Raw genomic sequence first — 14,278 nt, 5'->3', positions numbered from 1 at the left:
CTGCGGGTCTGGCTACGCGTACTGGAGCACGAAAGCGCCCGGAACCGATCGGTTCCGGGCGCTTTTCCCGTGTACCCGGGAACCGGGCACGCAGGTGGCTCGGGTCAATGGGCCGACGTGCTCGGTTCCCGGGGGGCCGCAACGAGGGGAGTCAGCCTCGGGCCTCGGGGTCTTCGAGGGTCTTCTTGTCGAGCCGCGGCGCCTCGGACGCCGTACGAGCGCCGGGGACGGTCGAGGCGGTGCCCGGCTCCTCGGGGTAGTGGCAGGCCGTCAGATGCCCGTCCCGGCTGCCGCTGACCCGCACCAGCGGCGGCGTCTCGCTCGCGCACGTGTCCGTCGCCTTCCAGCAGCGGGTGCGGAAGCGGCAGCCCGACGGCGGATTGACCGGGGACGGCACGTCGCCGGTGAGCAGGATGCGCTCGCGGGCCGGGACGTCGTCGGCGGTGGCCTCGGGGACGGCGGAGAGCAGCGCCCTGGTGTACGGGTGGCGCGGGTTGCCGTACAGGTCGTCGCGGTCGGCGATCTCCACGATCCGGCCCAGGTACATGACGGCGACGCGCTGCGAGAAGTGGCGCACGATCGCCAGGTCGTGGGCGATGAACAGGAACGCGATGCCCAGTTCCTTCTGCAGCTTCTGCAGCAGGTTCACCACCTGGGCCTGGATCGACACGTCCAGCGCCGAGACGGGCTCGTCGGCCACGATCAGCTTCGGTTCCAGGGCCAGCGCGCGGGCCACCCCGATGCGCTGGCGCTGACCGCCGGAGAACTCGTGCGGGAAGCGGTTGTAGTGCTCCGGGTTGAGGCCGACGATCTCCAGGAGCTCCCGGACCCGGTTCTCCCGGCCGCCGGCCGGATTGACGTCGTTGATCTCCATCGGCGCCGTGATGATCTTGCCGACCGTCTGGCGCGGGTTCAGCGACGCGTACGGGTCCTGGAAGATCATCTGGATCTCGGAGCGGATCGGCGCCAGCTCCCTGCGCGAGGCGTGGCTGATGTCCTGCCCGCGGTAGGAGATCCGGCCGGCGGTCGGCTCCAGGAGCCGGGTGATCAGCCGGCCCGTCGTCGACTTGCCGCAGCCGGACTCGCCGACCAGGCCGAGGCTCTCGCCCTCGGCCACCGTGAAGTCCAGCCCGTCCACGGCCTGGACCGCGCCGACCGTCCGCCGGATCGGGAAGCCGCCCTTGATCGGGAAGTGCTTGGTCAGCCCGGAGACGTCAAGGAGGGGATCGGTGCTGCTCATGGTGGGGAAGTCCCGTCTCGTGTGCGTCAGTTGGGCCGGGTACCGGCGAAGTCGGCGAAGTGCTCGGTGCGCTGCTCCGGCGTCAGGTGGCAGGCCGCCCCGCGCCCTGCGGACAGCTCCAGCGGAGGCTGTTCGGTCGCGCAGCGGTTGCCGCCGACCCGCTCGGTGAACGCGCACCGCGGGTGGAAGCAGCAGCCGGTCGGCGGGTTGAGGAGGCTCGGCGGTGACCCGGGGATCGGCGACAGCGGTACGTCGACCGGTCCGTCGAGGGTCGGCATCGATCCCAGCAGGCCCCAGGTGTAGGGGTGCTGGGGCGCGCGCAGTACTTCCTTCTTCGTACCGCGCTCCACACACCGGCCGCCGTACATCACCAGTACGTCATCCGCGATGTCCGCGATGACGCCGAGGTCGTGGGTGATGAAGATGATCGAGGTGCCGGTCTCCTGCTGGAGTTCCTTGAGCAGGTCCATGATCTGCGCCTGCACGGTGACGTCCAGCGCCGTCGTCGGCTCGTCCGCCACCAGCAGGGCGGGGTCGCAGACCAGCGCCATGGCGATCATCGCGCGCTGGCGCATACCGCCGGAGAACTGGTGCGGGTAGTCGTCGACGCGCAGGTTCGGCTGCGGGATGCCCACCTTGGTGAGCATCTCCACGGACCGGGCCCGCGCCTCGCGCTTGGAGGCCCCGGTGTGCTTGCGGTACGTCTCACCGATCTGCTTGCCGATCGTGTGGTACGGCGAGAGCGAGGCCAGCGCGTCCTGGAAGATCATGGACATCTTGTTGCCGCGCAGCCGCTCCAGCTCCCGCTCGGAGGCGGCCAGCAGGTCCTGCCCGTCGAGCAGGATCTCGCCCTCGATCTCGGTGTGGTCGGGGTGGTGCAGACCGAGGATCGAGAGGTTGGTGACGGACTTGCCGGAACCGGACTCACCGACGATGCCGAGCGTCTTGCCGTGCTCGACGTCGAAGGACAGCCCGTCGACGGCCTTGACCATGCCGTCTTCGGTGGAGAAGTGCACGCGCAGATCGCGTACGGAGAGGAAGGGGGTGCTCACTGGATCTCTCCCTAGGCGAGGCGGACGCGTGGGTCGATGAGTGCGTAGACGGCGTCCACGACGATGTTGAGGAGCACGATCGCGACCGCGGCCACCATCATCACGCCGAGGAGCGTGGGGAGGTCGTTGGTGGACACCGCCTTGACCGAGAGTGCCCCGATGCCCTGGAGGCTGAAGGTCTTCTCGGTGATGATCGCGCCGCCGAGGAGCACACCGAGGTCGAGACCGAAGATGGTGACGATGGGCCCCATGGCCCCGCGCCAGGCGAATCTGAAGAACACCGTCCGCCGCGAGAGTCCCTTGGCACGAGCCGTCCGCACGTAGTCCTCGCTCATCGACTCCACCAGCTGGGAGCGGGCCATACGGGTGTAGTTGGCCGTGAAGATGACGGAGAGCACCAGCCAGGGCAGCAGGAGCCCCGAGAACCACGCGCCCGGGTTGTCGGTGAACGGCGTGTAGCTGGGGCGGTCCAGCAGGTGCCACTGGTCGGTGAGGAAGTACATGGCGAGCACACCGACGATGTAGATCTGCATCGAGGAGGCGATCAGCGAGGCGGAGGACGCGACCTTGTCGAGCGGCTTGCCCTGCTTGACGGCCGCGAGCATGCCGGCGCCGACACCGAAGATGACGAACACGAAGGCGCTGCCGACGGAGAGCGAGAGCGTGGTCGGGAAGCGGTCCACGATGGTGCCGAAGACCGGCTCGCGGTTGATGAAGGAGTACCCCAGGCAGGGCGCGGGACAGTTCCCGTACGACGTGTACTCGCGTCCTACGAAGATCCCTTGCAGCCAGTGCCAGTACTGCACCGGTATCGAATCGGCGATCCCCAGGTTGTGCCGCACCAGCGCGAGGGTCTCTGGCGTGCAGACCTTGCCGCAGGCGACCCGGGCGGGGTCACGGGGGGCGGCGTAGAAGAGGACGAAGACTAGGGCGCTGATGATCAGCAGAATGACCGCGGCGCCGACGACACGGCGGAGAAGAAAGCGCAGCATGGCAGTGGGTTTTCCTGACGGATGCCGAGGGGGAGGAGGGGAGGCGGGCGGCTCCCGGACCGAGAGCCGCCCGCCCCCCGGGGGCCGTTCGTCAGGCCTTGACGTACGTCTTGTAGATGATCGTCGCGGAGAACTGCGGGTCCATCATGGCGCCGCCGACCTTGGAGCCGTACAGGTAGAAACGGCGCTGGAAGGTCTCCGGGATGACCGGGACGACCTCGTCCATGATCCGCTTGTCCAGCGCCGTCCAGGCGGCACCGGCCGCCTTCTGGTCGGCGACGACGACGTTCTTCTTGATGGCCGCGTCGATCCAGTCGACCTTGACCTGGGAGACGTTGTTCTGGCCGTTGCCGATGTTGGCGCTGTCGAACAGCGGCTGGATCATCGTGTAGGCCGTCGGCCAGTCCGGGGACCAGCCGAACCACATGACGTCGAAGCTGTTGTCGACCTGCTGGATCTGGTCGTAGTACGAGGTCGAGTCGACGGGCTTGATGACCGGCTTGAAGCCCGCGGCCTTGAGCGCGTTCTCGACGACGACGGCCGTCTTGTCGTAGGTGGGGCTCTGCGGGTAGGTGTAGACGATCTTCTGGCCAAGCTTGCCGGCCTTCTTGAGGATCGCCTTGGCCGCCGCGGCGTCACCCTTGGGCGCCTTCAGCTTGCCGTAGAAGTCGAACTCCTTGCGGCCCAGGATGTCGGGGCTGAGGATCGTGGTCGCGTAGTCGCCCGCGGACGGTCCGCCGTAGATCTTGCGGATCTGCTCCAGCGGCCAGGCGGTGTTGAGCGCCTTGCGCACCTCGACGTCCGTGATGCGCTTGCAGTTGATCGCGTAGTAGTACGTGCCGGTGAGCAAGCCGTTGAAGGTCCGCTTCTTCAGCTCGGGGTCGGAGAGCACCTTCTGCATGCGCTCGGCCGGTACGGACTTGTAGATGGAGATCATCTGCTGGTCCTTGCCCTGGTCCGCGATGAAGCGGTCCGCGGACTCCAGCGAGGTGGGGCCGAACTCGAACTCGAAGGTGTCCGGGTAGGCGTTGCGGATCGGGTCCGTCGCCGGGTCCCAGTGCTTGTTGCGCGTCAGCGTCATCGACTTGTCGATGGTGCGGTGCTTGACGATGTACGGACCGCAGGAGGCGGGCTGCTTGTCGTACTTCTCCTTGGTGTCCAGCTTCACCGGCGTCGCCGAGTAGCAGCTCATGGCCAGGGTGAAGTTGAAGTCCGGACGCGGCTCGGCCAGCTTGAAGGTGATCGTCTTCTTGGCCTTGTCGAGGACGAGCGAGTCCAGGTGCTTGCCCTTGTACGGACCCTCGTAGCCCTTGCGCCAGTCGCCCTTGCCGGTGAGCGCCTGCTGCACGTAGGCGGCGCCCTCGGTGATGAACGGCGCCCAGGCCCGCTCGATGCCGTGGCGGACGTCCTCGACGGTCAGCTCGCTGCCGTCCTGCCACTTGAGCCCGTCCTTCAGCGTGAAGGTCCAGGTCTTGTTGTCGGCGGACGCCGTGCCGACGTCGGTGGCCAGGTCACCGACGAGGGTCATCCCGCCCTTCTCGTCGACCTTGTAGCCGGTGAGGCCGCGCGCGAACATCGCGGCGCCGCTGGAGTTGAACGCGAAGTAGATGCGCTGCGGGTCGAGGTGGGAGAAGTCGTCCTCGGAGATGCCGTAGATCGTCCCGCCCTTCTTGGCGCCGGCGATCTCGGCGGCGGGACCCTTCGAGTCCTCCGCGGTACCGATCTTGACGGTCGCGCCGGTGTACTCGGTCGCGCCGGTGTCCGGCGAGCCCTTGCCACCGCCGCCGCCCGAGTCGCCACTGCTGCACGCGGAGAGGACGAGCGAGCCGCCCGCCGCGACGGATGTGGCGATGACGAAGTTTCTGCGGGAGAGAGACATGGCAACCTGCCCTGGTCGGTGAAGAGGGAAGAGGGACGAACGATCCGGCGGAGCCCCGTCGCTCCGGTCCGGGTGCGGAACTTTCAGCGCTTGGTCTTCGGGTCGAGAGCGTCCCGGACCGAGTCGCCGAGGAGGTTGAACGCGAGGACGAAGACCACCATCGTCACCCCCGGGAAGAGCATGAAGGTGATGTCGTCCTGGTAGACGTCTGCGCCGCGTTGGAGCATCACGCCCCAGTCGGGGGTCTTCGCCGTCAGTCCGACCCCGAGGAACGCGAGTCCGGCCTCGGCGCTCACGAACATGGGAAGAGCGAGGGTCGCCTGAATGAGGATCGGCGTCCACAGGTTGGGCAGCAGTTCCTTGAAGATGATCCGGGCGGGGGAGGCCCCGGTCACCCTGGCCGCCTCGACGAACTCCCGTTCACGCAGGGCGAGTACCTCGCCGCGCAGGAGGCGGGCGATGGACGCCCAGCCGAAGGCCGTCATCACCAGGATGAGGCTCGTGATGGTGAGCCAGACGGGCGTGGCCTCCTCGGGGGAGACCAGGACCGAGATGAGTACCGGCCAGAACGCGATGAAGAACAGCGTCGACGGGAAGGCCAGCAGGATGTCGATGACCCGGCCGATGAAGTAGTCGGTCTTCCCGCCCAGGTAGCCGGCGGTCACGCCGATCACGATGCCGAGGACGGTCACCAGGAGCGTCGTCACGCCCGCGATGAACAGCGAGTTGCGGATGCCGTAGGTGAGGAAGGTGAAGAGGTCGCGGCCGAGCTGCGGCTCGATGCCGAACCAGAAGTCGCCGCTGATACCGCCGTTGGGCTTGATAGGAAAGCCGAAGTCGTTGAGCAGGCCGTCCTGGTTCTGCCCGTAGGTCGTGTACGGGTCCTTGCCGTAGACCTTGGAGATGAGTGGCGCGCAGATGGCCACCAGGAAGAAGAAGATGACCACATAGGCCGAAATGACCCCGGACCGGTCGCGTTTGAAGCGCCGCCAGGCCAACTTGCCCGGAGAGCGCCCGTCACCGCCCTTCAGTGCCGGGGGTTCCGGCGTCTTCTGCGGGTCCGCGTTGGCCAGCTCAAGAGGGGCTGCTGCGTTCGAGGTGGGAATCGTCATGGTGCTCCTGGCCCGGAGGGTCGAAGGACTCCGCAGGGCACACCTACGGGCTACCCGGACTTTTTCAACGCAATTCATGCAGGGTCAATGAATGTCGGACCGGCTTGAGGCGCTCTTTGGAAGCTTGACCTATACATGACCAACAGAAGGTCATGTCTTTACTGTCTGTTTACCTGTTCCGGAGCCGATTCCGTGGCGAATCGAGGAAAGTCCGGCAATGAGTCCGATATCCGGGCGGCCGTGTCTCGGAATTCGTGCATCCGGTCAGAGGGGTGCCGGGTTGATGCTCGTTCGTTGTGCCGCCGTTACCGCTCCGCTGCCTGTCAGGCCGCTCGGTCCTCTCTGTCGGCATGTCATGCGCGTGGCAAAAGCGTCCGGCCGCCGGCTCCTCCGCGTGCATCCGGGTGAAGCTCGATGTGCCCGGATGGCGGGGGTAAATGTGCGTAAGGTGCGGTATCCCGTGATATTTGACATCAAGTAAGACGGAGCACTATGAGGAGGCACTCCATGCGCGGAGCCACACAGGTCAAGTGGGCCGCATGCGCGATCGCCGTCGCTCTGACGGCGACCGCCTGCGGTGGAGGGGGCGACAGTGGCGGTGGCGGTGGCGGCGGCGCCAATGGGGTGGTGAGTTCTTCCTGGGGTGACCCGCAGAACCCGCTGGAGCCGGCCAACACCAACGAGGTGCAGGGCGGCAAGGTTCTCGACATGGTCTTCCGGGGGCTCAAGCGCTACAACCCCAAGACCGGTGCGGCCGAGGACATGCTGGCGGAGAAGATCGACACCTCCGACTCCAGGACCTTCGCGGTCACCGTGAAGGACGGGTGGACGTTCTCCAACGGCGAGAAGGTCACCGCCAAGTCCTTCGTGGACGCGTGGAACTACGGCGCGAGCCTCAAGAACAACCAGAAGAACGCCTACTTCTTCGGTCAGATCGACGGTTATGACAAGGTGCACCCGGATTCCGGAGCCCAGGCCGCCGGCACGATGTCGGGGCTGAAGGTCACCGGCGCGCGGACGTTCACCGTCAAGCTCAACCAGAAGTTCTCCCTGTGGCCCGACACGCTGGGCTACGCGGCGTTCGCCCCGTTGCCGCAGGCCTTCTTCAGTGATCACGCCGCCTGGCTGAAGAAGCCGGTCGGCAACGGCCCCTACACCATTCAGTCGTACACCCGGGGCTCGCAGATGTCCCTGCGCAAGTGGGACAAGTACCCCGGCGACGACAAGGCGCAGAACGGCGGCATCGACCTCAAGGTCTACACCGACAACAACACCGCCTACACCGACCTGGTGGCCGGCAACCTCGACCTGGTGGACGACGTCCCCGCCTCGCAGCTGAAGAACGTCAAGGCGGACCTCGGGGACCGCTACATCAACACCCCGGCCGGCATCATCCAGACCCTGGCCTTCCCCTTCTACGACAAGGCGTGGAACAAGGCGGACAGCGACAAGGTCCGCAAGGGGCTGTCCATGGCCATCAACCGCAAGCAGATCACCGAGACGATCTTCAACAAGACGCGGACCCCCGCCACGGACTGGACCTCGCCGGTGCTGGGCGCGGCGGGCGGCTACCAGGCGGGCTTCTGCGGCAGCCTGTGCGACTACAACCCCGCGGAGGCCAAGAAGCTCGTCGCGCAGGGCGGCGGCATCCCCGGCGGGCAGGTCAAGATCGGCTACAACGCCGACACGGGCAGCCACAAGGACTGGGTGGACGCGGTCTGCAACAGCATCAACAACGCGCTCGGCAACGACAAGGCCTGTGTGGGCAGTCCGACGGGCACGTTCGCCGACTTCCGGAACAAGATCACCCAGAAGAAGATGACGGGCCCGTTCCGTGCCGGATGGCAGATGGACTACCCGCTCATCCAGAACTTCCTCCAGCCGCTCTACTACACCAACGCCTCCTCCAACGACGGGAAGTGGTCGGACAAGAAGTTCGACAGCCTGGTCAACCAGGCCAACGCCGAGTCGGACAAGGCCAAGGCGGTCAAGACCTTCAAGGACGCGGAGGCGGTGGTCCGGGACAACATGGCGGCCATCCCCCTCTGGTACCAGAACGGCAGCGCCGGCTACTCCACGAAGGTCTCGAACGTCGCGCTGAACCCCTTCAGCGTGCCGGTCTACAGCGAGATCAAGGTCAAGTGACCCGGTAGCGACGGCGGCGGCCCGGCACCCCGTGAGGGCGCCGGGCCGCCGCGTGTACGGCCGCTCCCCGTCGCCCGTCACACGTTTGGCCCCTTCCGGCGGAGCGGTGTTCCCCGTGAGGGTGCACAGAAGATGCTATTCCGTACTAAATGGGATGTTATTTGGTTCACGTCGGGACAGTGAACGACCCGGCAATCGAGTCAACGGCCGCTCGGGGAGGCCGGTGGCAACAGGGAGGTGACTGCGCGATGCAGCCGTTCATCAGGTCCCGATCCGCCCCGGAGCGACCGCCGGCCGGAGTCCGCTGCCCGATCGACGTGCGGAGGGTGACATGGGGCGTTATGTGATCCGCCGTCTGCTCCAGATGATCCCGGTCTTCATCGGAGCCACGCTGCTGCTCTTCCTGATGGTGAACGTGATGGGGGACCCGATCGCGGGCCTCTGCGGCGACCGGCAGTGCGACCCGACGACGGCCGCCCAGCTGCAGAAGGAGTTCGGCCTCGACAAGCCCGTCTGGCAGCAGTACCTGACCTACATGGGCAATGTGTTCACCGGTGACTTCGGTACCGCCTTCAACGGGCAGAAGGTCACCGAGCTGATGGCGACCGCCTACCCGGTGACCCTGCGCCTGACCGTCGTCGCGATCCTCTTCGAGATCATCGTGGGCGTGACGCTCGGCGTCATCAGCGGACTCAGGCGGGGCCGGGTCGTCGACAACTCGGTCCTGGTGGCGACGCTCGTCGTCATCGCGATCCCCACCTTCGTCACGGGCTACGTACTCCAGTACCTGCTCGGCGTGAACTGGTCCGTCATCTCCCCGACGGTGTCCTCGGAAGCGCCGTTCGACGAACTCATCCTGCCCGGACTGGTGCTCGCCTCGGTCTCGCTGGCCTACGTCACCCGCCTCACCAGGACGTCGATCGCCGAGAACTCCCGCGCCGACTACGTGCGCACGGCGGTGGCGAAGGGGCTGCCCCGGCGCCGCGTCATCGTGCGCCACCTGCTGCGCAACTCGCTGATCCCCGTCGTCACCTTCATCGGTACGGACATCGGCGCGCTGATGGGCGGGGCGATCGTCACCGAGCGGATCTTCAACATCCATGGGGTCGGATACCAGATCTACCAGGGCATCCTGCGGCAGAACACCCAGACCGTGGTCGGCTTCGCCACCATCCTGGTGCTGGTCTTCCTCATCGCCAACCTGGTCGTCGACCTCCTGTACTCCGTACTCGACCCGAGGATCCGTTATGCCTGAACCTCAGCCCGAGCACCAGGACGCCATCGCCGGGACCGGTGCCGGCGGAGCGACGGACCTCGCCATGAGCGAGGGCACCACACTGGAGGGCGAGCCGGGCGGTCCGGACGGCGGCGGGCCCAGGGAACGGGCCGGCAGCCTGTGGGCCGACGCCTGGCGCGACCTGAGGCGCAACCCCGTCTTCATCATCTCCTCCCTGATCATCGTCTTCCTGGTCGTCATCGCGATCTGGCCCTCGCTCATCGCGTCCGGCAACCCGCTCAAGTGCGATCTGGCCAAGGCCCAGCAGGGCTCCCAGCCCGGCCACCCGATGGGCTTCAACGCGCAGGGCTGCGACGTCTACACCCGGGTCGTCTACGGCGCCAGGGCGTCCGTCACCGTCGGTGTCTGCGCCACCCTGGGCGTCGCGCTGCTCGGCGGCCTGCTCGGCGGGCTCGCGGGCTTCTTCGGCGGGGGCTGGGACGCCGTCCTCTCCCGCGTCACCGACATCTTCTTCGCCATTCCCGTGGTGCTCGGCGGCCTGGTCCTGCTGTCGGTGGTCACCAGCAACACCGTCTGGCCGGTCATCGGATTCATGGTGCTGCTCGGCTGGCCGCAGATCTCCAGGATCGCCCGCGGCGCGGTGATCACCGCCAAGCAGCACGACTACGTCCAGGCGGCGCGCGCCCTCGGCGCGTCCAACTCCCGCATGCTGCTGAGGCATGTCGCACCCAACGCCGTGGCACCCGTCATCGTGGTCGCCACCATCGCGCTGGGCACGTACATCGCGCTGGAGGCGACGCTCTCCTACCTCGGTGTCGGGCTGAAGCCGCCCACGGTCAGCTGGGGCATCGACATCTCGTCGGCCTCGCAGAACATCCGCAACGCCCCGCACATGCTCCTCTGGCCCGCCGGCGCGCTCGCGGTCACCGTGCTCGCGTTCATCATGCTCGGCGACGCGGTGCGCGACGCCCTCGACCCCAAGCTGCGCTGAGGAGTCCGCTGCCATGTTGCTCGAAGTGCGCGATCTGCACGTGGAGTTCCACACCCGGGACGGGGTCGCCAAGGCCGTCAACGGGGTCAACTACTCGGTGTCCGAGGGCGAGACGCTCGCCGTGCTCGGCGAGTCCGGCTCCGGCAAGTCCGTCACCGCACAGGCGATCATGGGCATCCTCGACATGCCGCCGGGAAAGATCAGCGGCGGCGAGATCCTCTTCAAGGACCGCGACCTGCTGAAGCTCAAGAAGGAGGAGCGCCGGAAGATCCGCGGCCAGGAGATGGCCATGATCTTCCAGGACGCGCTCTCCTCCCTCAACCCCGTACTGACGGTCGGCGAGCAGCTCGGCGAGATGTTCGTGGTGCACCGGGGGGCGTCCCGCAAGGAAGCGAAGGCCAAGGCCGTCGAGCTGATGGACCGGGTGCGCATCCCGGCCGCCAAGGAACGGGTCGGTAACTACCCGCACCAGTTCTCCGGCGGTATGCGCCAGCGCATCATGATCGCCATGGCGCTGGCCCTGGAGCCCTCGCTCATCATCGCGGACGAACCCACCACCGCCCTCGACGTCACCGTCCAGGCCCAGGTCATGGACCTGCTCGCGGAGCTCCAGCGCGAACTGAACATGGGCCTGATCCTGATCACCCACGACCTGGGCGTCGTCGCGGACGTCGCGGACAAGATCGCCGTGATGTACGCGGGCCGGATCGTCGAGACCTCGCCCGTCCACGACATCTACCAGGCGCCCGCGCACCCGTACACCCAGGGCCTGCTCCGCTCGATCCCGCGCCTGGACCAGAAGGGCCGGGAGCTGTACGCGATCAAGGGGCTGCCGCCCAACCTGCTCCACATCCCGCCCGGCTGCGCCTTCAACCCGCGCTGCCCGATGGCCCAGGACATCTGCCGCACCGACGTACCGCCGCTGTTCGACGTGGCCGAGAACCGTCAGAGCGCCTGCTACTTCTGGAAGGAGACGCTCGATGCACGCTGACCACTCGGGGCGCAGGGAAGCGCGCCAGGAGGCCGAGGTGGCACGCGCCCTGCTGGCCAAGTCACGGGAGACGAGCGCCCAGGCGGGCAGGGAACCCATCCTGGAGGTGCGCGACCTCGTCAAGCACTACCCGCTGACCCGGGGCATCGTGTTCAAGAAGCAGATCGGGGCCGTCAAGGCCGTCGACGGGGTCTCCTTCGACCTGGCGGCGGGCGAGACCCTCGGCATCGTGGGCGAGTCCGGCTGCGGGAAGTCGACCGTCGCCCGGCTGCTCGTGCACCTGGAGGAGCCGACGGCCGGGGCGATCCGGTACAAGGGCGAGGACATCACCAAGCTGTCGGGCCGCGCCCTGAAGGCCGTGCGCCGGAACATCCAGATGGTGTTCCAGGACCCGTACACCTCCCTCAACCCGCGGATGACGGTGGGTGACATCATCGGGGAGCCGTACGAGATCCACCCCGAGGTGGCCCCGAAGGGCGACCGCCGGCGCAAGGTGCAGGAGCTCCTGGACGTCGTCGGTCTCAACCCGGAGTACATCAACCGCTATCCGCACCAGTTCTCCGGCGGACAGCGCCAGCGCATCGGCATCGCCCGCGGCCTCGCGCTCAACCCCGAGATCATCGTCGCCGACGAACCGGTCTCCGCGCTCGACGTCTCCGTCCAGGCCCAGGTCGTCAACCTGCTGGACCGGCTCCAGTCGGAGTTCAACCTGAGCTACGTCTTCATCGCGCACGACCTGTCGATCGTCCGGCACATCTCCGACCGGGTCGGCGTCATGTACCTGGGCCGGTTCGCGGAGATCGGCACCGACGAGGAGATCTACGAGCACCCCACGCACCCCTACACCCAGGCGCTGCTCTCCGCCGTGCCGGTGCCGGACCCGATGGCCCGCGAGTACCGCGAGCGGATCATCCTCCACGGCGACGTGCCCTCGCCCGCCAACCCGCCCTCCGGCTGCCGTTTCCGCACCCGCTGCTGGAAGGCGCAGGAGCGGTGCGAGCTGGAGGTGCCGCTGCTGGCCGTCCCCGCGGTCTTCCGGCTGACGGACACCCCGGCCCGGCACGATTCGGCCTGCCACTTCGCGGAGGAGAAGAACCTGCTGCCGCCGGAGGGGGAGGGCGGCTCCGGCCCGGACGTGGAGAAGGTGGACAAGGAGGCCCGCAGGCCGCCGTCGTCGCCGCAGCCGGGCCAGGAGCACGGGCGGGCGCCGGAGAGCGGCGACGAGGGGCCACCGCCGCCCGCCGGGAGCAGCCGGGCCGACTGACCCGGCGAGCCGTTAACGCACGGGCAACTCGGCCGTCGCACGTCCGATATACGGACCCGTCAGCATGGACAACGTACGGCCGTGCGGGTGCCGTGGACCGGCCGGGGGCCGTCAAGTCCCCCGGCCGGTCGCCCGACAGGCCCCCGCGGTCGTGGCCCCCTTGTCGGGAGCCCGGGGGCGGTGGAGTATCGCTCGGGTGATACTCACGCGGGGAGCAAGGGTCACCGGCGCCGTCCTCTGCGGCGTGCTCGCGGTGATCGTCGCGAGCTGGCTCGTACGGGACATCAGGGCGGCCGGGTTCGACGAGCTGTGGCGGTACTGGGCCGGGTTCCGCGAAGCCCGCCCGCACGCGCTGCCCGCGACCACGGCCACGGATGTCGTCCTCCTCGTGGTGTACGCGGTCGCCACCGTCGCCGCGCTCCGCTCCTCGGTCGCCGCCGCTGTGCTCGTCGCCACCGGAGTGGTCACCCTGGCCGTACGGCTGCCCGGACTCTGGAACATCGGCGACCGCGCGATGGAGTCGTCGTTCCCGGACGAGCTGCGCACCCGGGCGCTGATCTGCGCCTTCGTGGGCCTCGCGGCGGGCCTCGCGCTGTTCATCACCGCCGGGGCCGGGCGCCGTCCGCCGGCCGACTCCTACGAGCGACTGCCCACCCGGCCGGGACCGGGCGCCTCGGTCACCGCGTTCCTGCTGCTGTGCGCGGCCGCCGCGGTGCTGATCGCCTGGGAGATCCGCCAGGTCGTGAAGTACCCGGAGATCTTCCCCGACTGGTACGTGGGCGGCGACCGGATCATGCACGGGCTGATCGATCCGCCGCCGGGCTGGGGAACGGCGCTGGCGGCCCTGCTCTGCCTCTACGCGGGCGCGAGCGCCCTCTTCCACGCCGTGCACGCGAGGCCGTTCGGTCTGGTGGCCGCCGCGCTGCTGCTGCCCGGCGGGGTGCTGGGCGTGGTCCAGACCGTGCGCTACGACCTGCTCGACGACTTCGGTTCGTTGCAGAGCGAGACCCAGCTCATGGTGGTCAGCTGGTTCTTCGAGGCGTTCGCCGCCGTGGTGGTCCTGCTCGCGCTGGCCCCCAGGGGCTTCGCCGACGTCCCCGGCCCGTACGGACCGGGACCGGGGTACGGGCCCGGCTACGGCGAGCCGGGACACGGGCAGCCGGAATACGGCGGTCCGGGGTACGGAACCCCCGGATACGGAACCCCCGGATACGGAACCCCCGGATACGGCCCCGGGGCGCGTCCCGGGCAGGACGCCGGCCCGTACCCGGGGCAGCAGCCGCCCGCCCCGGGCTACGGATACCCGCAGGGCGGCGGCGGCTTCGGACCGCCCCCGCCGCCCTCCCAGCCACCGCCGGGCTGGTAGGCGACCGGG

The 14,278-nt window shown here is 68.1% G+C and carries 11 protein-coding genes; 6 read left to right on the top strand and 5 right to left on the bottom strand.

The window, feature by feature from the left end; translation table 11 throughout:
- Nucleotides 1-151 precede the first annotated feature (151 nt).
- From ACIO3R_RS09115 to ACIO3R_RS09095, 5 genes are all read right to left on the bottom strand, one after another.
- Nucleotides 152-1,240: an ABC transporter ATP-binding protein gene (locus ACIO3R_RS09115; protein ID WP_385040950.1), complete on the bottom strand. Its 1,089-nt coding sequence runs from the start codon at nucleotides 1,238-1,240 to the stop codon at nucleotides 152-154.
- 26 nt (nucleotides 1,241-1,266) lie between these two features.
- The gene (locus ACIO3R_RS09110) at nucleotides 1,267-2,232 is read right to left on the bottom strand and encodes an ABC transporter ATP-binding protein (protein ID WP_385040953.1); all 966 of its coding nucleotides are present in this window, start codon (nucleotides 2,230-2,232) and stop codon (nucleotides 1,267-1,269) included.
- A 71-nt stretch (nucleotides 2,233-2,303) separates the two neighbouring features.
- Nucleotides 2,304-3,284 (bottom strand): ABC transporter permease, encoded by a 981-nt coding sequence (locus ACIO3R_RS09105; protein WP_385040947.1) that lies wholly within the window; start codon nucleotides 3,282-3,284, stop codon nucleotides 2,304-2,306.
- A 91-nt stretch (nucleotides 3,285-3,375) separates the two neighbouring features.
- The gene (locus tag ACIO3R_RS09100) at nucleotides 3,376-5,163 is read right to left on the bottom strand and encodes an ABC transporter substrate-binding protein (RefSeq protein WP_385040944.1); all 1,788 of its coding nucleotides are present in this window, start codon (nucleotides 5,161-5,163) and stop codon (nucleotides 3,376-3,378) included.
- An 83-nt stretch (nucleotides 5,164-5,246) separates the two neighbouring features.
- Nucleotides 5,247-6,275, bottom strand: a complete 1,029-nt coding sequence (locus ACIO3R_RS09095; RefSeq protein ID WP_402104670.1) for an ABC transporter permease — start codon at nucleotides 6,273-6,275, stop codon at nucleotides 5,247-5,249.
- 507 nt (nucleotides 6,276-6,782) lie between these two features.
- Here ACIO3R_RS09095 and ACIO3R_RS09090 point away from each other — a divergent pair.
- The 6 genes from ACIO3R_RS09090 to ACIO3R_RS09065 all read left to right on the top strand — a co-directional run bounded on the left by ACIO3R_RS09090 (nucleotide 6,783) and on the right by ACIO3R_RS09065 (nucleotide 14,269).
- Nucleotides 6,783-8,420, top strand: coding sequence for an ABC transporter substrate-binding protein (locus ACIO3R_RS09090; protein WP_385040938.1), 1,638 nt, complete (start codon nucleotides 6,783-6,785; stop codon nucleotides 8,418-8,420).
- A 331-nt stretch (nucleotides 8,421-8,751) separates the two neighbouring features.
- Nucleotides 8,752-9,675, top strand: a complete 924-nt coding sequence (locus ACIO3R_RS09085) for an ABC transporter permease (RefSeq protein WP_385040222.1) — start codon at nucleotides 8,752-8,754, stop codon at nucleotides 9,673-9,675.
- Nucleotides 9,668-10,648 (top strand): ABC transporter permease, encoded by a 981-nt coding sequence (locus tag ACIO3R_RS09080; RefSeq protein WP_385040219.1) that lies wholly within the window; start codon nucleotides 9,668-9,670, stop codon nucleotides 10,646-10,648. Before ACIO3R_RS09085 ends, ACIO3R_RS09080 begins: the two co-directional genes overlap by 8 nt.
- A gap of 13 nt (nucleotides 10,649-10,661) precedes the next feature.
- Nucleotides 10,662-11,639 (top strand): ABC transporter ATP-binding protein, encoded by a 978-nt coding sequence (locus tag ACIO3R_RS09075; protein WP_385040215.1) that lies wholly within the window; start codon nucleotides 10,662-10,664, stop codon nucleotides 11,637-11,639.
- Complete coding sequence (locus tag ACIO3R_RS09070; protein WP_402104666.1) at nucleotides 11,629-12,903, top strand: ABC transporter ATP-binding protein; 1,275 nt, start codon at nucleotides 11,629-11,631, stop codon at nucleotides 12,901-12,903. Before ACIO3R_RS09075 ends, ACIO3R_RS09070 begins: the two co-directional genes overlap by 11 nt.
- A gap of 196 nt (nucleotides 12,904-13,099) precedes the next feature.
- The gene (locus tag ACIO3R_RS09065; RefSeq protein WP_402104663.1) at nucleotides 13,100-14,269 is read left to right on the top strand and encodes a hypothetical protein; all 1,170 of its coding nucleotides are present in this window, start codon (nucleotides 13,100-13,102) and stop codon (nucleotides 14,267-14,269) included.
- Nucleotides 14,270-14,278: the final 9 nt, after the last annotated feature.

The organism is Streptomyces sp. NPDC087428, assembly GCF_044744085.1.
Lineage (GTDB): Bacteria > Actinomycetota > Actinomycetes > Streptomycetales > Streptomycetaceae > Streptomyces.
Note: the sequence above shows the minus strand (reverse complement) of the source record. Positions and strands in the feature narration are given on the sequence as shown.

What these genes read in the sequence shown, in the direction of transcription:
- ACIO3R_RS09115 (WP_385040950.1), bottom strand. Translation starts at nt 1,240, where the DNA reads ATGAGCAGCACCGATCCCCTCCTTGACGTCTCCGGGCTGACCAAGCAC.
- ACIO3R_RS09110 (WP_385040953.1), bottom strand. Translation starts at nt 2,232, where the DNA reads ATGGTCAAGGCCGTCGACGGGCTGTCCTTCGACGTCGAGCACGGCAAG.
- ACIO3R_RS09105 (WP_385040947.1), bottom strand. Translation starts at nt 3,284, where the DNA reads ATGCTGCGCTTTCTTCTCCGCCGTGTCGTCGGCGCCGCGGTCATTCTG.
- ACIO3R_RS09100 (WP_385040944.1), bottom strand. Translation starts at nt 5,163, where the DNA reads ATGTCTCTCTCCCGCAGAAACTTCGTCATCGCCACATCCGTCGCGGCG.
- ACIO3R_RS09095 (WP_402104670.1), bottom strand. Translation starts at nt 6,275, where the DNA reads ATGACGATTCCCACCTCGAACGCAGCAGCCCCTCTTGAGCTGGCCAAC.
- ACIO3R_RS09090 (WP_385040938.1), top strand. Translation starts at nt 6,783, where the DNA reads ATGCGCGGAGCCACACAGGTCAAGTGGGCCGCATGCGCGATCGCCGTC.
- ACIO3R_RS09085 (WP_385040222.1), top strand. Translation starts at nt 8,752, where the DNA reads ATGGGGCGTTATGTGATCCGCCGTCTGCTCCAGATGATCCCGGTCTTC.
- ACIO3R_RS09080 (WP_385040219.1), top strand. Translation starts at nt 9,668, where the DNA reads ATGCCTGAACCTCAGCCCGAGCACCAGGACGCCATCGCCGGGACCGGT.
- ACIO3R_RS09075 (WP_385040215.1), top strand. Translation starts at nt 10,662, where the DNA reads ATGTTGCTCGAAGTGCGCGATCTGCACGTGGAGTTCCACACCCGGGAC.
- ACIO3R_RS09070 (WP_402104666.1), top strand. Translation starts at nt 11,629, where the DNA reads ATGCACGCTGACCACTCGGGGCGCAGGGAAGCGCGCCAGGAGGCCGAG.